The 19,824-nt window shown below is 71.9% G+C and carries 16 protein-coding genes; 7 read left to right on the forward strand and 9 right to left on the reverse strand.

From position 1 onward, the window contains the following. Window positions 1–11 precede the first annotated feature (11 nt). The 3 genes from WME98_RS31480 to WME98_RS31490 all read right to left on the reverse strand — a co-directional run bounded on the left by WME98_RS31480 (window position 12) and on the right by WME98_RS31490 (window position 2,647). The gene (locus WME98_RS31480) at window positions 12–1,298 is read right to left on the reverse strand and encodes an MFS transporter (protein WP_437945404.1); all 1,287 of its coding nucleotides are present in this window, start codon (window positions 1,296–1,298) and stop codon (window positions 12–14) included. Between the two features lie 295 nt (window positions 1,299–1,593). Continuing rightward, window positions 1,594–1,992 carry a PAS domain-containing protein gene (locus WME98_RS31485; protein WP_061626803.1) on the reverse strand — a complete coding sequence of 133 codons (399 nt, stop codon included), beginning with the start codon at window positions 1,990–1,992 and terminating at the stop codon, window positions 1,594–1,596. Window positions 1,993–2,176: 184 nt separating this feature from the next. After that, entirely contained in the window at window positions 2,177–2,647 is a 471-nt protein-coding gene (locus WME98_RS31490; RefSeq protein ID WP_437945405.1) for an N-acetyltransferase family protein, read from the reverse strand. 343 nt (window positions 2,648–2,990) lie between these two features. Here WME98_RS31490 and WME98_RS31495 point away from each other — a divergent pair, with 343 nt between their 5' ends. The 5 genes from WME98_RS31495 to WME98_RS31515 all read left to right on the forward strand — a co-directional run bounded on the left by WME98_RS31495 (window position 2,991) and on the right by WME98_RS31515 (window position 7,081). Continuing rightward, window positions 2,991–3,926: an NAD-dependent epimerase/dehydratase family protein gene (locus tag WME98_RS31495; RefSeq protein WP_437945406.1), complete on the forward strand. Its 936-nt coding sequence runs from the start codon at window positions 2,991–2,993 to the stop codon at window positions 3,924–3,926. Window positions 3,927–3,997: 71 nt separating this feature from the next. After that, window positions 3,998–4,681 (forward strand): YqiA/YcfP family alpha/beta fold hydrolase, encoded by a 684-nt coding sequence (locus tag WME98_RS31500; protein ID WP_437945407.1) that lies wholly within the window; start codon window positions 3,998–4,000, stop codon window positions 4,679–4,681. Window positions 4,682–4,894: 213 nt separating this feature from the next. Further along, on the forward strand, window positions 4,895–5,689 hold the full coding sequence (locus WME98_RS31505) for an alpha/beta fold hydrolase (RefSeq protein ID WP_437945408.1): 795 nt from the start codon (window positions 4,895–4,897) through the stop codon (window positions 5,687–5,689). A gap of 156 nt (window positions 5,690–5,845) precedes the next feature. Continuing rightward, window positions 5,846–6,373, forward strand: a complete 528-nt coding sequence (locus tag WME98_RS31510; RefSeq protein WP_437945409.1) for a hypothetical protein — start codon at window positions 5,846–5,848, stop codon at window positions 6,371–6,373. 96 nt (window positions 6,374–6,469) lie between these two features. After that, complete coding sequence (locus WME98_RS31515) at window positions 6,470–7,081, forward strand: HAD family hydrolase (protein WP_437945410.1); 612 nt, start codon at window positions 6,470–6,472, stop codon at window positions 7,079–7,081. A 279-nt stretch (window positions 7,082–7,360) separates the two neighbouring features. Here the strand turns inward: WME98_RS31515 and WME98_RS31520 are convergent, their stop codons facing one another. The 6 genes from WME98_RS31520 to WME98_RS31545 all read right to left on the reverse strand — a co-directional run bounded on the left by WME98_RS31520 (window position 7,361) and on the right by WME98_RS31545 (window position 16,401). Next, window positions 7,361–8,836 (reverse strand): thrombospondin type 3 repeat-containing protein, encoded by a 1,476-nt coding sequence (locus WME98_RS31520; protein WP_437945411.1) that lies wholly within the window; start codon window positions 8,834–8,836, stop codon window positions 7,361–7,363. Between the two features lie 480 nt (window positions 8,837–9,316). Beyond that, complete coding sequence (locus WME98_RS31525) at window positions 9,317–10,546, reverse strand: flavin-dependent oxidoreductase (RefSeq protein ID WP_437945412.1); 1,230 nt, start codon at window positions 10,544–10,546, stop codon at window positions 9,317–9,319. A gap of 230 nt (window positions 10,547–10,776) precedes the next feature. After that, a complete protein-coding gene (locus WME98_RS31530) occupies window positions 10,777–11,382 on the reverse strand; it encodes a hypothetical protein (protein ID WP_437945413.1) in 606 nt (201 codons plus the stop codon). Window positions 11,383–11,489: 107 nt separating this feature from the next. Beyond that, window positions 11,490–13,124 (reverse strand): hypothetical protein, encoded by a 1,635-nt coding sequence (locus WME98_RS31535; RefSeq protein WP_437945414.1) that lies wholly within the window; start codon window positions 13,122–13,124, stop codon window positions 11,490–11,492. Window positions 13,125–13,309: 185 nt separating this feature from the next. Beyond that, a complete protein-coding gene (locus WME98_RS31540) occupies window positions 13,310–14,695 on the reverse strand; it encodes a DUF1552 domain-containing protein (protein WP_437945415.1) in 1,386 nt (461 codons plus the stop codon). Continuing rightward, the gene (locus WME98_RS31545; protein ID WP_437945416.1) at window positions 14,695–16,401 is read right to left on the reverse strand and encodes a DUF1592 domain-containing protein; all 1,707 of its coding nucleotides are present in this window, start codon (window positions 16,399–16,401) and stop codon (window positions 14,695–14,697) included. Before WME98_RS31545 ends, WME98_RS31540 begins: the two co-directional genes overlap by 1 nt. A gap of 332 nt (window positions 16,402–16,733) precedes the next feature. Between WME98_RS31545 and WME98_RS31550 the strand changes: the two genes are divergently transcribed. Next, entirely contained in the window at window positions 16,734–17,654 is a 921-nt protein-coding gene (locus WME98_RS31550) for a hypothetical protein (RefSeq protein WP_437945417.1), read from the forward strand. Between the two features lies 1 nt (window position 17,655). Further along, complete coding sequence (locus tag WME98_RS31555) at window positions 17,656–19,656, forward strand: nucleotide-binding protein (protein WP_437945418.1); 2,001 nt, start codon at window positions 17,656–17,658, stop codon at window positions 19,654–19,656. The last annotated feature ends 168 nt before the right edge of the window (window positions 19,657–19,824 follow it).

A 19,824-nucleotide genomic window follows, 5' to 3' on the forward strand; every position in this document is an offset into this window, starting at 1 on the left:
TTTGACCACGACTACGCCGCGGCGGCGGCCTCCGGCTCCCCGGCCCGGCCTTCGCTCTCCTCGGGATCCCGCTTCGCGTGCGGGAAACGGTCCATGCGGCTCAGCACGGGGAAGCCGAGGGCCCACAGCGCGGCGACCACGACGGTGGCGCCGCCGCCGAGGAGGATGGCGGGGAGCAGGCCGAGCCAGCCGGCGGTGAGGCCGGACTCGAACTCTCCGAGCTCGTTCGAGGCGCCGATGAACACCGCGTTGACCGCGCTCACCCGCCCGCGGATCGCGTCCGGCGTCTCGAACTGCACGAGGATGTGGCGGATATAGACGCTCACCATGTCGCCAGCGCCGACGAGGAACAGGGCGACGAGCGCGGCGGGGAAGCTGTGCGTCTGCCCGAGGCCGATCGTGGCGAGCCCGAACACCGCGACGCCGCCGAACATCCAGCGGCCGACGTGCCGCGTGATCGGCCGGAAGGCGAGGACGCCCGCGGTGAGCGCGGCGCCGACGGCCGGCGCGGTGCGGAGCATGCCGAGGCCGGTCGGCCCGGCGTGGAGCACGTCGCGCGCGTACGCGGGCAGGAGCGCGACCGCGCCGCCGAAGAGCACGGCGAACAGGTCGAGCGAGATCGCGCCGAGCACGGCCGGCCTCGACCACACGAAGCGCAGCCCCTCCAGCACCGCGCCCAGCGACGCCGGCTCGCTGCGCCTGGCCTGCTGGGTCGCGCGCGCGAGGCCCATGAGCAGGAGGGAGGCGAGGAGCAGCGCCGCCACGATCGCGTACACGATCGTCGACCCGGCGAGGTAGAGGAGCCCGCCCAGCGTCGGCCCGACGATGACCGCGACATGGAAGCTCGACGAGCTGATCGCGACCGCCTTCCCGAAGCTGTCGGCCGGCACCAGGTTCATCAGGATCGCCTGCTGCGCCGGCATCATGAAGGCGCGCGCGCTGCCGAACAGCACCAGCACCGCGAACACGGGCCACACCACCGTGAGGCCCGACAGCGTGAACGCGAGCAGCAGCACGGAGCAGAGGAGCTCCACCCCGAGGCCGACCGTGATGATGCGGCGCCGGTCGAACCGGTCCGCCGCCTGCCCGGCGACGAGGATCAGGGCGAAGAACGGCGCGAACTGGGCGAGGCCGATGAGGCCGAGATCGAAGACGTCGCCGGTGAGCGCGTAGACCTGCCAGCCGATCGCGACGCTCTGCATCTGCACCGCGATCGCGGAGAGCAGCCTCGACGCGAGGTAGAACGAGAAGCTCCGGTGGCGCAGCACGCCGAGCCCGGTGAGTTGGTTGGAGGACATTCGACGCCTGCGGCGACCCTCGATGGGCCGTGGGGACTCACGCTCACGCTCGATGAGCAACAGCGCATGTCGCGACCGAGCCCGGGGGCCGCGCCACCGACACCAGCACGCGCCGCTCCAGCAACACCCGCGCCACGGCGCGCGTCTCGAGGGCCGTGCGCGCGATCAGGCCGCGATCGACGCGAGGCTCCGCCGCCGCTGCTGCCCCGGCAGCAGCCGCTGCTGCTCCGCTGCGCCCCCACGAGCAGCTCCCGGCGCCGCGCCGGCCCGCGCCGCTCAACCGCGCCCGCGCCGCTCAACCGCGGATGATGACCCAGACCGTATCGCCCTCTTGGCGAGCGGCCGCCTTGTAGAACAGCGAGACGTCGACGTGCCGTGTCTTGTGCGGGAAGTGGAACACGAAGCCGAAGGTGGCGTTGAGCTCGCGCTGCTCCACCCCGACCAGGAACCGGCCGTGGAACTTCTTGACCCGGCTGCAGGGGGCGATGTCGGTGAAGAAGTTCTTCCCGACCACATCCTGCCGCTTCCGGCGGGCCTGGCGTTCCTCGTAGAGGTTGTAGGAGAGCACCGTGCCCTCGCGATTCAGGCGGATGATCCCGAAGGGCTGCGCGTCGAGGCCGCGTTCATCCAGGTTGAACACTCCGATGTCGAACTCGAACTCACCACCGGACGCGGACTCCTCCTGCGACTGCATCAGACAACCTCCCGACGTGCGCTGCCCCCGACAGATGCTCGCCATCGTAGGGGGGACGGCAGAGCGCCCATCCGGCGCGACCGCATCGTTCCGTCGGGCGGGGAGGGGGGGCGCCCCGGTCGAGCGTCGGCCGTGGAGGTCCAGCGTCGCCGCGCCACGGCGGGCTGGGCGGGCGGCGAGCTCTTCAGCCCTGGGCGAGCTGGGCGAGCGCCTCGCCCGTGAGGCGGTAGACGGTCCAGTCGTCCATGGGCTTGGCGCCGAGCTTCCGGTAGAAGCCGATGGCGGGCTCGTTCCAGTCGAGCACGGACCACTCGAACCGCCCGCAGCCGCGCTCGACCGCGAGCCTCGCCAGGTGCACGAGGAGGGCCTTGCCGTGGCCTGCTCCGCGGTGCTCGGGGAGCACGAAGAGGTCTTCGAGGTAGATCCCCGGCTTGCCGAGGAAGGTGGAGAAGCTCTGGAAGAAGAGGGCGAAGCCGACCGCGACCCCCTCCGCCTCGGCCAGGACGACCTCCGCCGCGGGCCTCGGGCCGAAGAGGTGCGCCTCGAGCTCCTTCTCGTCGAAGACGACCTCGTGCGCGAGCCGCTCGTACTCGGCGAGCATCCGGATGAGGCGGGCGATGGTGGGGACGTCGGCGGCGGTGGCGGAGCGGATCATGGCGTCTCCGGCGCGTCATACCGCATCGCCCCGCCGGAGCGGAAGGGCTGCGCGGCGCCGATGGGGTCGCCGGGTCACCGCGGCCATCGTGCGTCCGTTGTGCGCGGCGGTAGCCATGATTCGCACGAAAATAACGAGCTTCGGGCTTGGGAGCCGGCTTCGACGTTGGGAAAGGGAGTTGGATAAACCGGAGAACAATCGCCTTTCTCTCCGCCTCTCCCTCACCGATCCTCGCGGTGTGAGCAGCTTGCGTCCACCGCCGCGATCCGCGTAATTTTGCATCACACGGGCAGCGCGCCGGGCCTCGGAGCCCCGCCGGCGCCCCGCATCTCAGGGGGGAGAGATGACCACTGGCTCTGACGGCGTGTTCGTGTGCGGCGGCAGCGGCTTCATCGGCTCGAACCTCATCAAGCACCTCACGCGCCCCGGGAGCCCCTGGGGCCCGGTGCGAGGGCTGGTGCGGAGCGCGGAGGGGGCGGCGCGGGTGAGGGCGGCCGGCGGTGAGCCGGTGTTCGGCGATCTCCTCGACGAGGTCGGCGCCTGGCGGGAGGCGGCCGCCCGGGCGGCGTACGTCGTCCACTGCGCTCAGCCGTCGATCGGCAGCCGCCCGTCGGAGCGCTCGGCCATGGATCGCTGCCTCCTCCGCGCGCTCGACGCGCGCCGGCTGCGGCGGGTTCTCGTGGTGTTCGGCTCCTCGTATTATGGCCGGACCGAGGAGGGCGGCTCGCTCGACGAGACCGTGCCGACGAGGCGGCCGACCGGCCTTGGCGCCTCCTATGCGCTCGGGGTCCAGGCGCTGCGGGGCCTCGGCCAGGACCTCGACTGGGTTGCGGCCTTCCCGGGCGGCGTCTATGGCCGCGGTACATGGTTTGTGGAGCACTGCCTTCGGGCGATCCAGGCGGCCGAGCCGATCGTCCTGCGCGATCCGCCCGCCATCTGGCCTTACCTCCACATCGAGGATTGCGTGAGGGCGCTCGAGTTCCTGATGGCGGTCGACGGCGCCCGGCTCGACGCGCTCGGCCGCGAGGTCATCCTGGCGGACGACGAGCCCGCCCCGATGAGCCGCTTCGTCGACTACATGAGCGAGGCCATCGGAAAATCGCCGACGGTGAGCCTTTTGTCCGAGGACGCGCTCCGGGAGCTCCTCCCGCCGTTCTATTCCGGGCAGCTCAGCGCGAACATGGTTCACAGGAACACGCGCCTGAAACGCCTCGGGTTCGAGCTCAAGTACCCTCGCATCCGCGAGGGCATCCGGGCGCTCGACCTGCCGCGGCTCTGACGCGCCCGCGCGTGAGGGCGCGGCGCGGCTTGCCGCTCGCCGCGCGCCCGCCCTAGGCTCTCCGCACCTCGATGAGCACGACACCGCCCTCCGCCGTCGGCCCGCGCTGGCTCTACCTGCACGGCTTCGCCTCGGGTCCGAGCTCGACCAAGGGCGTCCAGATCGCCGCGCACTACGCGCGGCGCGGGGTCGCCGTCGAGCGGCTCGACCTGCGGGTGCCCTCGCTCGAGCGGTTGCGCCTCCGCGCGATGATCGACGCCGTGAAGCAGGCGCTCGGCGGAGCGCGCGAGCGGGCCGTGGTGATGGGATCGAGCCTGGGGGGCCTTACCGCGTGCCGCGTCGCCGAGGAGGACGCGCGGGTGTGCGCGCTGGTGCTGCTCGCGCCGGCGTTCCGGATCATGGAGCGGTGGCGGCTGCGGCTCGGCGAGGAGGCCTATCGGGCCTGGGAGGAGCGGGGGTGGCTCGAGGTCGACGATTACGCCGAGAAGCGGCGGGCCCGGGTGGATTATGGGTTTGCCCTCGACGCGGCCGAGGTGGATGACCGCTCGGGCGGCTGGCCCGACGTGCGGGTCCCGACGCTGATCGTCCACGGCCGGAACGACGATGTGGTGGACATCGAGCTCTCGCGGACGTTCGCGGCGGGGAAGCGGCATGTCCGGCTCGTCGAGGTGGACGACGGCCACGAGCTCGTGGCCTCGATTCCGCGCATCCTCCGCGAGGCGGACGAGTTCCTGCGCTGCTTCCTCGAGGGCTGACGGGCGCGCTCTTCCTGGCATCTCAGCTTCGGGTCACGCGGAGCGCTGAACGTCTGCTCAGCGCATCGCGCCGTCGCGTGATCCGCCGGTTTCCTCGTCAGGCGAGTCGCATTGTATGCGCAAAGAGCACAGATATCAAGAGCGGCGTGCTTCGCTTATCTCTCCGGTGCATCCGGCTGCGGATTGGCCGCGGCCGAGCGATCGGAGGAGCGAATGGAGACTGCACCGACCATCGGGCGGACCGCGTCCGTCAACGGCATCGACCTGTACTACGAGCTTCGCGGCGAGGGGCCGCCGCTCGTGCTGCTCCACGGCTTCACCGGGGTGGGCGGCGACTGGGGCCACGTGTTCGACCTCGCCGAGCTGGGGCGCGATCACCGCGTCATCGTCCCCGATCTGCGCGGGCACGGCCGGTCGACAAACCCGGACGGCGCGCTGACCATCCGCCAGTGCGCCCTCGACGTCTTCGCCCTCCTCGACCACCTCGGGGTGACGACGTTCCGGGCCGTGGGCCTCAGCTTCGGCGCCAAATCCCTCCTGCACCTGGCCACGCAGCAGCCGGAACGCGTAGCGTCGATGGTGCTCGTGTCCGCGGCTCCGTACTTCCCCGAGCAGGCCAGGGCGATCATGCGGCAGGTCTCCGACGAGGGTCGCTCGGAGGGGGAATGGGAGGAGATGAGGGGCCGCCACAAGCTCGGCGACGCGCAGATCCGGGCGCTGTGGCGCCAGCCGAGGCGCTTCGCCGAGAGCTACGACGACATGAATTTCACGCCTCCTTACCTGTCGACCATCGCCGCGCGGACGATGATCGTGAGCGGCGACAGCGATCCCCTCTATCCCGCCGAGATCGCCCTGGAGATGTTCCGCGCCATCCCGCGCTCCTGCCTGTGGGTCGTGCCGAACGGCGGACACGGGCCCATCTTTGGCGAATGGAAGGAGCCGTTCGCCCGCGCGGCGCTGGCCTTCCTGCGCGGCGAGTCGGGCGAGCAGGCGGCCGTCCGGCCGTAGCGCCACGGCGAGCCGGGGAATTCGAGAGCGCCGGCGGCGCCCGCGCGGCCTCGCCGGCGGGGGTCGCCGCCCGTGACGCGGCCGGGATAGCGCCTCCGAGGCGCCACGCGTTCCCCGGGGTCGCGCGCCGCCGAGGCGTGCTAGAAGGGGGCCCGTATGAGCAGGATCTCCGAGCGCGCGTTTGCCGAGATGGTCGAGGCGGGGTGTCCCGCGTGCGGGGGACGGCAGCTCAGCCTGCGCTCGTATGTCGACGGGCTCGTGCCGCTCATGGAGGGCGAGCCCGTCGGCCCGGTCAAGTGGGTCTACAAGGGGGAGATGTTCGTCGACGGGCTGTACGAGATCGCGTGCGGCGCGTGCCGGCACCTCCTGTTCACGGACGACCGCTGCCCGCGGTGCCACGCCGAAGGCGGCCTCGCGCGCGGGCTCACGACGACCAACGCGTACGCCGTGCCGGAGCGGTGCCCGCGCTGCGAGCACATCGAGGTGCGCTTCATCGCGCTCGTGCCGGCGCGCGTGAAGTACGAGGGGAAGCGCGCGGACAAGGCACAGACGAGCGTCGAGCTGCACGACCCCGGGTTCCACGGCTATCGCGTCGACTGCAAGGACTGCGGCAAGATCGCCGAGCGCGCGGACGCGTGCCCGATCTGCGAGAGCCCCGCGCCGATCCGGGCGCGCTTCAGCTGAACCAGGGTTTGGTCAGGCGGACCGTAGAAAGAACGCCGTCGGATCCGTCCTCATGGCAGTAGCAGGAAGAAGGTTGATGAGCTAGGGTGCCGACCCATGGCTGGGCTCGTGTTCCCCTCCGGGTCGTTCGCTGCCTACCTCTTCGATTGCGATGGGACGATCGCGGACTCGATGCCGATTCACCATCAGGCTTGGCTCGAGGCGCTCGCCCCGCATGGATGCGAGTTCACCGACGAGGACTTCTACGGCTGGGCGGGTATGACGACCGAGCGGATCGTCGAGCTCCTGAACCACAAGTACGGGCTACGGATGCCGGTGGCCGAGGTCTTCGAGGCGAAGGAAGCGGCGTACCACCGGCTGCTGCCGGCCGTGCGCGGCGTGCCCGAGGTCGTGACCGCGCTCCGCGACGCTCCCCCGCGCACGAAGCGCGCCGTCGTCTCGGGGAGCCCGCGCGTGTCGGTGGAGAAGACGCTCTCGTTCCTGGGGCTCCGCGGCTACGTCGACGAGATCGTCGCGGCGGAGGACTATGCGCGGCCCAAGCCGGCGCCCGAGCCGTTCCTCACGGCGGCGACGCGCCTCGGCGTCGAGCCGTCGCGTTGCCTGGTCTTCGAGGACGCCGTGCTCGGGATCGAGTCCGCGCGGGCCGCGGGCATGCAGTGGGTCCTCGTCGATCCCCGAGCGCTCCGCGCCGGGCGGGCGGATCCTTGATCCATGCGCGCGCTCGGAGACGGGGCTCTCGGTCGGTAGCAACTCGGGTCAGAAATCCCGCCAGCGCTCGATGTCCTGGTCGGCGAGGGTCCTTCGTAGGGTCTCTCGGCTGACCGAGCGAACGGTCTTTTGCCGCTTGGCCTCGTCGGCGATCAGGGCGGTGATCCACCACGCTCGTCGCTCGGGCGGCGGACCGCAGATCGGCGCGATGAACGCGGCGGCTTGCGCGCTGTCGAGGAGCTTGGAGCGGTGCCGCCGGGGCTCCTCGCGGCTGTCGGTCTACCGGGATCGCGAGCGCCGGCGCCGCACCCCGAGCGCTGCCGCCGCGATCGTGAACAGCGAAGCGTAGGACGCGCCCCGCGGCGACTCTTCGCCGGTCATGCGGCAGCCGCAGCCGCCGTCATCGTCGCTGCCGCCCGCGCCGCCGGTGCCGGTCGTGGCAACCGTGGTCGTGGATGTCGTATCGCCGCCGGTGCCATCGCCGCCGGCGCCGCCGACGCCCGTGCCGCCGGTGCCATCGCCGCCGGCGCCCGTGCCGCCGGTGCCATCGCCGCCGGCGCCGCCGACGCCCGTGCCGCCGGTGCCATCGCCGCCGGCGCCGCCGACGCCCGTGCCGCCGGTGCCATCGCCGCCGGCGCCGCCGACGCCCGTGCCGCCGGTGCCATCGCCGCCGGCGCCGCCGACGCCGGTGCCATCGCCGCCGGTGCCGCCAACGCCCATGTCGCCGCCGACACCCATACCACCGCCCATGCCACCCCCGCCGCCCGTGCCGGACGCGTCGCAGGCGTCGCCGATGCCATTGCCACTGGAGTCCGCCTGGTCGGGGTTCGGCACGGTCGGGCAGTTGTCGCAGGCGTCGCCAACGCCGTCGGCGTCGGTGTCGATCTGCGCGGTGTTGGACACCGTGAGGCAGTTATCCATGCTGTTGAGGACCGTGTCTAGGTCGATATCGGCGGCGCTCGGCACGGCGCACGCGGTCCAGGTCGTCGACCAGGGCTCGCTGGTCTCGTCGCGGCCGCTGACGCCGTTGCTGCCCGTCATGACCTGGCCGGTCTCTGTGAGGTCCGCGCGACACGTGTTGATCGTCGTCGTCATCGTCGACAGGGGTGCGTGCAGCGCGGAGTTGTCCGCCGTATCCGGAAGATACGTCGCGCCGTTGACCGTGACGCCCGTCTTGTTCACCGGGGCCTGGGGCCCCGCCGCTCCATAATACACGTAATCGACGTCGGTCACGAGGTTCGTGATGCCATCCCAGTAAAACAGGACGACCGGCTCGCTTCCATTGGTGAACCCCCACGCGGTGCCGACCCCGTTCATGACCGGCACGAGCATGTCAGGGACAGCGGGGCTCGTCGTGGTCGCGGCGCCCGTCGCGATCTCGTACGTGGGATAGATCCCGTATCCGGTGAACGCGCTCGCCACGCCGCAGGAGGTCCTGAAGCACTCGCCTCCGGCGATCGACACGTACTGGGTCTCACCCGGCTGGATGACGGCACCGGCGGGGAATCGCACGACGAAGTCGGAGGTGCCGGCGGGCGCCCCACCGATGACCACGTCGTAGTAAGTATTGTAATCTGCGAGGTAGTAATCGGTCAGGACGATCGGCGTGTTTCCGGGGTTCCGGATCGCGACGGACTCGGCCTGCGTCGGGGAGACGACGACCTCCATCAGCAGGAGCTTCTCCGCCGCGGCGCGCGCCGCCGCTGGAAGCAAGACCATCGTGGAGAAGGAGAGAATCGAGGCGAGGTGCTTCATAAGGCGTGTCCTGGTCATCCTTTCATGGTTGTGCTTGCGCTGGCAGGAGAGGGGCGGTTTATTCAAGTTCGATGCCAGTGTCGAATCGGCGCTTTCGGAGGTGATGTTGACGCGGGCCCCTGCGTAGCATCCGGTGTGTGCGCGCCGCCGGTTCCTGTCGTCCGGGTCCAGTCGCGCGACGCCGTCTGCTGCTGCCTGAATGCCTCACCTGCGGAGGCCACGACGCACCGCCGTGATCGACCGGACGTCGCGCCAGCCAGGTAGATCCGCCGGGTGTTTCGCTCGGACGTCGCGAGGTGGGTCGCGTCGCACGACGCGCGGGCTCGTCCAGGGTCGAGTGTGGCATCTCCATCGCTCGGGATGTCGTCGCCGTCCCATAGCGCAAACGCTGGTGCTGCGCACGGACGGCGCTTCAGGTGTCGTGGGGCACGGGCGTGCGCGTGCGCTGGACGAAATCCGCGAGCGCGCCGGGGGCTCTCGTCAGCGCGCCAGGGGCTCCGAGGCGCGCTTCAGGCCGGTGAGCACCCTGTAGCGGGCGGCGATGTCCTCCAGCTCGCCGGGGGCGAAGACGTCCTCGATACGGTCGAAGCCGTCGGGCGCGCGCTCATAGGCGATCTGCAGGCACTGCTCCGGACCGTCGCGGCGATTGGCCGCGACGATGGCGGCGGTGGCGGGCAGGCGCTCGGCCTCGTAGGCGGCCAGCGCCTCCACCGGATCGGCGTGGGCTGCGAGCGCGCGGACCAGGGCGCGGGCGTCCAGGATGGCCTGGCTCGCCCCATTGGAGCCGTTCGGATACATGGGATGGGCGGCGTCGCCCAGCAGCGTCATGCGCCCGTGGCTCCAGCGCGGCACCGGGTCGCGGTCGACCAGCGGGAACTCGTAGATCGCCTCGGCGTCCCGGACCAGGCCGGGCACATCCAGCCAGTCGAAGCGCCAGGCCTCGAACCTGGGCAGGAACTCGGCAGGGTCGCCCGGCCGGTTCCAGTCCTCCCGTCGCAGGTTCCTGGCGACCGCGAGATCGGCGGCCCAGTTGATCCTCTGACGGCCGTCCGGCCCCGGTGGGGAAATCGGATAGATGACGAACTTCTGGTCCCGATGCCCGGCAATGACCATGCTGGCGCCGGTGAGGAAGGGCGCCGCCAGGCTGGTCCCCCGCCACAGGATGTGACCGCCGTAGATCGGCGGCCCCTCGTCCGGATAGAGGCGGGCGCGCGCCGCCGAGTGGATGCCGTCGGCGCAGATCAGGAGATCGGCGGGGACCTCCCACGCCGCGCCCGCGCGATCGAGGAAGCGCGCCACGATGCGGCCTCCGCCCTCTTCGTGGTCCATGAAGCGCCGGTCGCAGATCACCCGGTCAGGGCCCAGCCGCTCGACGACGGCGTCGAACAGCACGCCCTGCAGGGCGCCGCGGTGCAGGGAGATCTGCGGCGCGGCATGCCCGGCGAAGCGGCCGCGCGGCTCGCCCCAGATGCGCTGGCCGAAGCGGTTGAAATAGAGCATCTCGCGGGTCGCCACCCCGTGGGCCAACAGGGCCTCGACAAGGCCCAGCTCGCCCAGCACCTCGACGGCGTTGGGCAGGAGGTTGATGCCGACCCCGAGCGGCAGGATGGTGGGCGTGGACTCGAACACCGTCACCTCATGACCCGAGGCGTGCAGCGCCAGAGCCGCGGCCAGGCCGCCGATGCCAGCGCCCACAACGATCACCTGCATATGTCCTCCAGTAGGATTTCTTACCACGATGACCTCGCCGTCGCTCGAGGACAGCACGCACCCGGCGTCCAGCTCCGTGCGCGATCCCAGGAGCTGGTGGTCCTCTCACCCCGGGGAGCACCGAACCCTACGGGCCGCTGACGAGCGTTCCACCGGCGACCGTGCCCCCGGTGATCGGGACGGCGTTGCGCGCGCCGCGCTTGCTCGCGCCGACGCAGTCCTGGCGTCCGCTAGCGCGCGGGGCAGCGGGCCGCGACGTACCGGCCGTTCGGGTCCTGGTCGAGGAGCAGCGCGCCCGCGCCGTCGAGCTCGAAGGTGACCGACGTCGGCTCGATCGCCGTGATGGTGAGCCTGCCGAAGCCCCCGTCGCCGCCGCCGGTGGCGGCCCCGGTGCTGCTGCAATCCGCGCGAGACGACATCCCGTAGATCGTGAAATCGCCGCTCGCCGTATCCACCTCGCCCACGGCGAGCATCGACGCGGGCATGCTGAGCTCCAGGTTCCACCAGTCGCTGCAGGGCGAGAACGTGGGGCGCGCGTCGGGATCGCTGCAAGACAGGGCGAGGGTGGCGATGCGGATGGTCACGGTCGCGTCGCCGTAGACGATCGCGCTCACCCCCGGCGCCGGGCTGCCGGACGTCGTCGGCGGAGGATCGGGCGTCGGCGGATGGGGGGTCGGCGAAGGGCCGACGGAGGCGGTCGTCGTCGAGCCCGCGCCGCCGGCTCCGCCAGCGCCGTCTCCGCCGCCGTCCATGATCACCGCGCCGCCGCACCCGGCGTGAACGAGCAGCGCGACCGTCCCTATCGCCCAGGAAATGTGTCGAGGTGAGAGCGTCATCGCCGCATCGTATCGCCATCCGGCGAGCGCTGGGGGAACAGCGTCTGCGAGCGGACGCTCCGCCGCCTGGGTCCTCTTCGCCCGAGAGGAGCGGGGTGGTTCTTCCGTCATGGCAGCACCAGCCAGCACATCTGCGAAGCTGCGATGAGGCCCGCGACGAGCGCGACGGCCATCGCGGCCTTCAGGTACCGCGCTTCCAGGAGCAGCTCGCGGCGCAGGTCGGCTCCTGTGCCGGCGAACACGAGGAGCGGCGCGCCCTCACCCTGGCCGATGACGGGAGCAACGGCGTGCTTCCGGTAGCCAGCCCCCTGCGCCGAAGGAACCGTCCTCTTCACCGCGCCGACGACGAAGAGCGGCTCTCCCGGTTCCATGTAGCTCTCCTCGATCTCGTAACGGGACGATGGGTCGACGGACGGGAAACATCGGGGCCAATCGGACCGGTGCGCGTCCCTGCCCGGCTTGATGCCGCGCAGCGCGCGCAGATCCACCTCCGCTCCCGCCATCTCCAGCGTCCCCTCGCCCGACGCGTGCGCGAAGGCGACGGTGCGCGGCGTCGCTTGGCTCCACTCCAGGCGAGCGCCGGCGCGCGCCCTCGATCGAGCGACCTCGCAGACCTTGACCTGCGAGAAGGCGCGGGGCTCGCCGGTGAGCAGCCCTGCTTCGACCGCGTGATCGCCTCTGACGTTGACGTCCAGCGAGATGACGCCGCCGGTCGCCTGAACCAGCGGAGCTCGCGCGGACGACGACAGCAGCGCGTCCGCGGCGCGGAGCGCGCGGCGCCGCTCGCTCGCCGAGGCGATGAAGACAGCGACGGTCGCGAGCACGGCGGAGCAGACGAGGCCATGTCGAAGGGCCATGGACCCATCGATGACCTCCCCGAGCATCCAGACGACCCCGACGCCCAGCGACGCAGCGCCGAGCAGGTCAGGCCCGACAAGGGCCCAGGGGCGGCTGCTCGATCGGTGACCGGCGTAGCCCGCCATCGCCTTCAAGAGCGGGCTCGCCCTCACCACGCGCCATCCATAGGCGAGCAGCAGGATGCATGCCGCGCAGAAGCCGAAGATGCGCCCAGCGAGATGGAATATCCTCTGAACGATGCGCGGCGCCGGCGTACCGTCCCCCGGCGTCAGGATCACCGGCTCGCCGCCGCATCCCTTCAGGGCCTCTGTTCCGTCGGGCAACGCCTCGATGCACCCCTCCGCGAAGACGAGATCTCCGGCGGAGACGCACTGAGCGAGCACGCGGCCGCCTCTGGGCATCTCGCAGAGCATCTCCCGCAGACGCGGGGCATCGGGCGTGCGCTGCAGGTGGATCGGCTCGAAGTTGACTGGCCCGAGGATCCGCGTGGCGCGGCCATGGGCGACGAGCGATGCCCCAGCGTTGGCCGTCCCGCGGTAGTCCTCGACGAGGCTCCCCCGCGCGTCGGGGCGCTCACGGACGGTGAGGCAGAGCGCGAACGGATCCGCCGCGCCGCTGGCGATCGTCCCGGAGAGATAGACCCGATCCGGATGGCCGTCGCCTTCCGGCGTGATTCGCCGGAGCGCGTGGACCGGGTCGCGGGGATCCACCGCCGCAGCCATCGCCTGGACACCCCACCAGCCGAAACCCAGGCCGGCCCCGACGGGCACGAGAAAGCCGAGCACGCAGCACACGGCGAACCAGTCCCCGAAGCTCGCTTCACGCCCGGAGCTCTCGAAGAGCGACCACCGGGATTTCCGGCCGGTGCGTGTCGACCAATACAAGGTGAGGCCTCCTTCGAGCGGCGCGGTGGGGAGCCCTCCACGAATATCAGCAGCCCTCGCGCGGCGCGAGCGCGTACGCCGTACCGCTTCCTGCTTCGCGGCGTGCCGTCAGGACGTCCCTGCGCACCGACCCGGGGAGATCGGGCCTGGATCGCGCGCCCTCCGCGCGCCGTCGCCTCTGCCCCTCAGCTGGTCAGCCCCTTCAGGGGCCCGGTGCAGTACTTCGGGTCGCCGAACGACTCGGTGTCGACGCCCATCGCCTGGAGCAGCGAGACGAGCAGGTCGTTGTGCCCGACCTGCTTCGCCTGGGAGACGAAGCGGCCCGTCTTGAAGTGACCGGCCGCGCTCCCGGCGAGCACATAAGGGATGTTCTGGCGCAGGTGATTGCCGTCGGCGTGCTCGTTCGTCCAGAAGATCACCGTGTTGTCGAAGACCGACCCGTTCCCTTCCGGCATGCTCTTCAGCTTCGCGATGAGGTATGCGAGCTGCTCGGCGTAGAAGCGGCTGATCTTCGTGAGGCGCTGGCGGTTCACCGGGTCGGCGTAGCCGTTGTGCGCCATCGGGTGGTGGCCCTCGCTGATGTCCGGGCCGAGGAAGCTCAGCACCTTGGTCGTCGCGGAGTTCGTGAACTGGAGGCTCGCCACGCGCGTCAGATCGCAGGCGAGGGCCATCGCCATGAGATCGAGCTGGAGCCTCGTGACCTCGGGCATGCTCGCGACCTTGTCCGGGTCGACGTCCGGCGTCAGCTCCGGCTGCGCGCACGCCGCGGAGGTCGGCGCCACGCCGCGGTCGAGGCGCGACGCGATGTCCTCCACCGACGCGAGGTGCCCGGCGAGCTTCTCCTGATCCGCCGCGCCGAGGCGCCGCTGCAGCCGCTTGTAGTCGGCGGCCACCTTGTCGAGCACCGCCCTGCGCTGCTCGGTCTTCTGGGTCGCCGTCTCGGGCGTGACGGCCAGATCGGAGAAGAGGCGGTCGAACGCGGCGTAAGGGCTGTTCTCCGGCGGCAGCGGCTGCGCCGGGCCGCGGTAGGCGATGCGCGCGCCCACGTTCGCGCCGTAGACGAGCACGCCGAGCTCCAGCGACAGGAACTTGGTCCTCGTGCCGATGTGGCTCGCGATCTCCTGGTCGACCGAGATGCCGTCGGCCCAGCCGCACGACAGCCCGGCGTCGCCGGGGAAATCGCCCTCCTGCATCGGGCGCGCGGTCAGGCACTGCCCCGTGCCCTTCTGGTGCGCGTCGCCCGGCCCCACGAGCGCCGACAGCGCGCTCACGTTGCCGAGGACCAGCAGATCCTCGTTGTGGTCCTTGAGCGGCGCCAGGATGGGCGACAGCTCCTCGCCGTTCTTGAGCTGCGACGACGTCGGCCAGAAGTCCGGCGGGACGGTGCCGTTCGGCGTGTAGATGACGACGAAGCGCTTCGGGAACTCGGCCCCGAACGCGGCCCGCCCGGTCTGCTCCGACGCGGGGGCGAGCCGCTTCGAGCAGCCCATCACCTCGAGGAACGGCAGCGCGAGCGCCGCGCCGCCGAGGCCCCGGAGCACGGCGCGGCGGCTGAGTCGGAACGGCTTCATCACGGCTCTCCTTCTGCGCCGCCCTCTGCGGCGCCTGCTGCGCGGATCATGCGCCGGTAGCGGAACGCGTCGGTCTGGGTGAGCGCCACGAGCAGCGCCCGGATGTTGTACCCGGACGCCTCGAACGCCTGCGTCGCCTGCGCGAGGCTGCAGCTGTCCTCGCTCTGCTCGGCGCGGCCGTAGCCGAAGCGGAACCACTGCTTCACCACGCACGCGCGCACCTGCTCGCTCTCTGCGAGCCGGTGCGCGAGCTCGACCGCCCCGTCGAACGGGCCGTCGATGTCGGTCTGCGTGAGCTCGCCGCTCGCGTCGACGGGGATGCCGTTCTCGGCGTCGCGCCAGCGGCCGAGCGCGTCGTAGTGCTCGAAGCCGAACCCGATCGGGTCGAGCAGCGTGTGGCAGCTCTTGCACCCCGGATCCGAGACGTGCTGGGCGAACTGCTCGCGGGTCGTCTTCGTCGCGTCCACCATGGGCGGCTCCGGCACCACGTCCGGCGGCGGCGGCGGGATCTGGCAGAGCAGGCTCTGGCGCACGAACCGGCCGCGGTGGACCGGCGAGGACCGGTTCGGCTTCGCGTAGAGCGCGAGCAGCCCGGCGTGCGTCACGAAGCCGGCGCGCTGCGACGGATCGAGCTCGACCCGCTCGAACGCGTCGCCCTTCGGGCCGCCCTCGACGCCGTAGAACGCGGCGAGCTCCCGGTTCATCATCGAGTACGGCGCCGTGAACAGCGCGCTCACGCTCGCGTCCTGCTCGAAGATCGCGTGGTCCAGGAACGCCTCGGTCTCGGCCTGGAAGAGCGGCAAGAGCTCGTCCTTGTACTCGGGGTAGAGCTTCGGATCCTTCCCGCCCGCGGCGATCTCGTCGATCTTGGCGAGCCCGAGCCACTGGCGGTGGAAGCTCTTCACGGCCTCGCGCGCCCGCGGGTCCTCCAGCATGCGCCGCGCCTGCGCCTCGATCTCCGCGGCGGTGCCGAGCGCCCCCCGCTCGGCGGCGGCGAAGAGCGCGCCGTCGGGCATCGTGCCCCAGAGCAGGTAGGAGAGCCGCGAAGCGATCTCGTAGGACGTGAGCGGCACGACGTCGTCCTCCACCGGATCCGGCATGCCGAGCTCGACCCGGTAGAGGAAGTGCGGCGACTGCAGCATCGCCTGGAGCACCAGCGCGAGGCCGGTCGACGCGTCGTCGGGGGTGTCCCCGAGGGCGATGCCGCGCCGGAAGAGCGCGACGAAGTCGGCGATCTCGTCCTCGGCGAGGGGCCGCCGGAACGCCCGCTTGCCGAACGACGCGACGAGCGCCGCGACCTCGCCGCGGCACGCCTCGCCCGCCGCGGCCTCGAGGCACGCGGGCGCCTCCCGGACGAGCTTGCCCACCGCGCGGGCCGCGACGCCCTCGGCCGCCGTCATGTACTGCTCGGCGAGCAGGGGGCTCACCACGAGCGCCGCCGCCTGGTTGTTGAAGCCGAGCGACTCCTCTTCAGGCACGAAGTCCCTCGCAGGGCGGCTGTCGTCGCCGAGGAGATCGAAGATCGTGTTGTCGTACTCCGCGCGGGTCATCCGCCGGAGCGGCGACTCGCCGGGCTCGATCGCGGTGCACAGCGGGGCCGTCGCCTCGCCGTCGCCGTCGTGCGCGGGCAAATCGCCGTACTGACCGGTGCAGGAGGCGAGGAGGAGCAGGCCGATGGGCCAGCGGAGACTTCGTGGTTCAGCCATGATGCCTCGTCAGCGAGCGCGGAGAGGAGCCGACGGCGGGATCGCGCGCCGCCGTGCCGCGCGCGCCCTCTCGCCATCTTCCAGGGAGCCTATGGCAATCCACTCCTCCAGGATAGGCGCCGCGCGAGGAGGGGGCGAATCAAGTGGGAGCTTGGGGCCGATGCGATCCTCCCATGCGCGCTCGCCTTACCGCGGGCTCGGTTCGCGGCGGATTGCCCCGGATCTCCGCGGGGCGTCGCCGACTCGGTATCTCGAAAGCGACGCTCGACCCGCGACGTGAAGAGCGACTATGCTCGCGCTCGATGCCAACGAGGCGAACGCGCGCCTGTCCTGTGTTTCCCGCGCAATCGCGGCGCCGCGCGCGCCGCTCCCATGCGGCCGCGCTGCTCGGCGCGGCGCTCGCGGCGCTCGCCGCGCCCGCTTCCGCGCGCGCCGCCGAGGCCGCGGCGGCGCTCCGCCCCGAGGCGGCGGAGCGCGACGAGGGGCGCGCTCTACCCACCGAGGGAGCCGCCGAGGGGGCCGCCGTGAGGGCCGCCGTGGGCACCGAGCTCTTCAGCGCTGGAGTCGATCTCGAGATCGCGGGTCGTACGCTGTCCTATACGGACCTGCTCTCCGAGAACCTCCGCACCTACGAGGTGCTCGGCGTACCCATGCCGTCGCTCCGAGCGGAGCTGTACCCGCTCGCGCGCAGCGCCTTGCCGGTGCTCCGCGATCTCGGGATCGCCCTCTCGTACGCCCGCGCCGTCGGCCTCGACTCGGAGGGCGGCGGGGGAGCGAGCGTATCGACCTCCTTCAGCCGGCTGCACGCCGGCCTCAAGGGCCGTTACCGCCCGGCCGGGCAGGCTGGTCCGGTCCTGTTCGCGAGCGGCGGACTCTGCTGGACCGACTTCGATGTCGCGCCGACCGGCGACCCGTCGCGCGACGCGGCGGCGGTGTCTTACGTCGCCCTGCGCCTCGGCGCGGACGGCCGCCTCCCCGTCGGCCCGGTCGCGCTGGAGGCCGGCGCGGGCTACCAGGCGCCGCTCTCGATGGGCGCGCTCGCGTCGTATTTCCGCGAGCCCAGCGCCGGCGGCGTCGACCTCCGCGTCGCGGTCGCCGTCCCGTTCGCGCCGGGGCTCGAGGCGCGCGCCGGGGCGTCGTACGCGCGGTTCTTCTACGACTTCGACGCCGAGCCCGGGGACCCGTACATCGCCGGTGGGGCGCTCGATCAGCTCTTCGGCGCTCACCTGGGGGTCGCTTATTATGGGTACTGAGGTGCGCGGAGCGCGCGCGGCGCGCGGCGCGTCCGGCCTCCGCCGCGGCTTCTGGACGGCGGCCGCGCTCGCCGCGCCGGCCTTGCCGCTGCTCGCGGGGTGTCCCGGCAGGATCGACGACAAGGCGCGGTTCGAGACGCCCGACGACCGCCCGCCGGCCGACTGCGCCGACGTGCCCGCGGTGTTCGCCGAGCGCTGCGGCGGCGCGAGCTGCCACGGTCCGGGCGAGCCCGCGGCCGCCCTCGACCTCGTCACGCTCGGCGTCGGCGATCGCGTCGCCGGGCGCCCGGCCCAGAGCTGCGCGGGCGTGCTCGCCGACCCCGACCGGCCGGAGGAGAGCGTGCTCTACGCGAAGCTCACGGACGCGCCGTCCTGCGGCGCGCGCATGCCGCTCGGCGGGGCTCCGTACTCGTCCGAGGAGCTCGCGTGTGTGGCCGCGTGGATCGCGGAGCTCGCGCCGGCCGCGTGCAGCGGCCCCGACTGCGGCTGCCCCGGGTGCGTGTGCGCGCCCGGCGCGCAGGAGGCGTGCTACTCCGGCGCGGAGGACACGCGCGGCGTCGGGCGCTGCGCGGACGGCACCCGCACCTGCAACGCCGAGGGCACGTCGTGGGGCCCGTGCACGGGCGAGGTCCTGCCCGCGTTCGACGCGTGCGACACGCCCGAGGACGAGGACTGCGACGGGCGCGCGCCCGCCTGCGAGGAGGTGTGGAGCCGCGCCTTCGGCGACGCGAACGGCCAGTACGCCCGCGCCGTGGCCGTCGACGCGGACAGGAACGTGTTCGTGGCCGGCCAGATGGAGGGCACGGTCGACTTCGGCGGCGGGCCGCTCACGGCCACGGGCGCCGACGCGTACGTGGCGAAGTTCGACAGGTTCGGCACGCACCTCTGGAGCAAGCGCTTCGCGGGCGACGGCAACCAGTTCGCGATGGCGCTCGCGGTCGACCCGGCCGGCGACGTCGTCGTGGCGGGCCGCGCGTTCGGCAGCGTCGACCTCGGCGGCGGCGTGCTCGTGTCGCACGGGGGCGACGACGTGTTCGTCGTCAAGCTCGACGCGGGCGGCGAGCACGTCTGGAGCCGGATGATCGGCGGATCCGGCGCGGATCGCTGCGATCGCGTCGCCGTCGATCCGGCGGGCAACGTCCTCGTGGCGGGCGGCTTCCACGGCGCGGTCGACGTCGACGGCGCCGTGCTCACGAGCGCGGGCCTGCGCGACGCCTTCGTGCTGCGGCTCGCCCCGGGGGACGGACGCACGCTGCTCGCCCTGCGCGCTGGCGACGAGGGCGACGACTACGCCCACGCGATCGCGGCCGACGCGGACGGCAACCTGCTCGTCGCGGGCCATTTCTCGGGCTCGATCGATCTCGGCGGGGCGCCGCTCGCGAGCGCGGGGCTCTCGGACGTCTTCGTGGCCAAGCTCGGCCCCTCGGGCGACCACCTCTGGAGCGCCCGGTTTGGCGGCGCCGAGGCCGACGAGGCCCACGACGTCGCGGTTCACGAGGCGACGGGCGACGTGGTGCTCACGGGCACGTTCGCGTCGACCATCGACTTCGGCGGCGGGCGGCTGACGAGCGCCGGCGGGCGGGACCTGTACGTCGCCCGGCTCTCCAGCGACGGCGCGCACGTCCTGAGCCGGCGCTTCGGCGACGCGGAGGACCAGCTGCTCACCGACTTCGAGACGGGCGCGCGCGCGAGCGCCGACGTGGACGCCGCCGGCAACATCGTGCTCGCGGGGCCGCTCTTCGGCGCGGCGGACTTCGGCGGCGGGCTGCTGACGAGCCGGGGCAAGACCGACGTTTACCTGGTCAAGCTCGGCCCCGCGGGCGATCACCTGTTCAGCTCGCTGTTCGGGGACGGTCAGACGCAGGTCGGCCTGGATGTCACGGCGGGCTCAGGAGCGAGCGTGCTGCTCGCCGGCCGTTTCTACGGAAAAGTCAACTTCGGTCACGGGGCGCTCTCGGGGGCGGGCCAGGGAGATGCGTTTCTGACGAAACTTTCCCTGTAGCCCAGGGTTGTAAAATTGGCGCTCTGATGTACAAACCCGCTGTCTGCTGAACTGTCTCACGCAGGCGACCCCAGCCGGTCCTGTGCAAATTTGCCTCGCCTGAGGCAGGCTGGATGCTCGCTCGTTGCTGGCGCGGGCCTGCTGCTGCCATTCCGGCCTCGTTTCCAG

This window comes from Sorangium sp. So ce296 (assembly GCF_051529605.1).
Lineage (GTDB): Bacteria > Myxococcota_A > Polyangia > Polyangiales > Polyangiaceae > Sorangium > Sorangium cellulosum_D.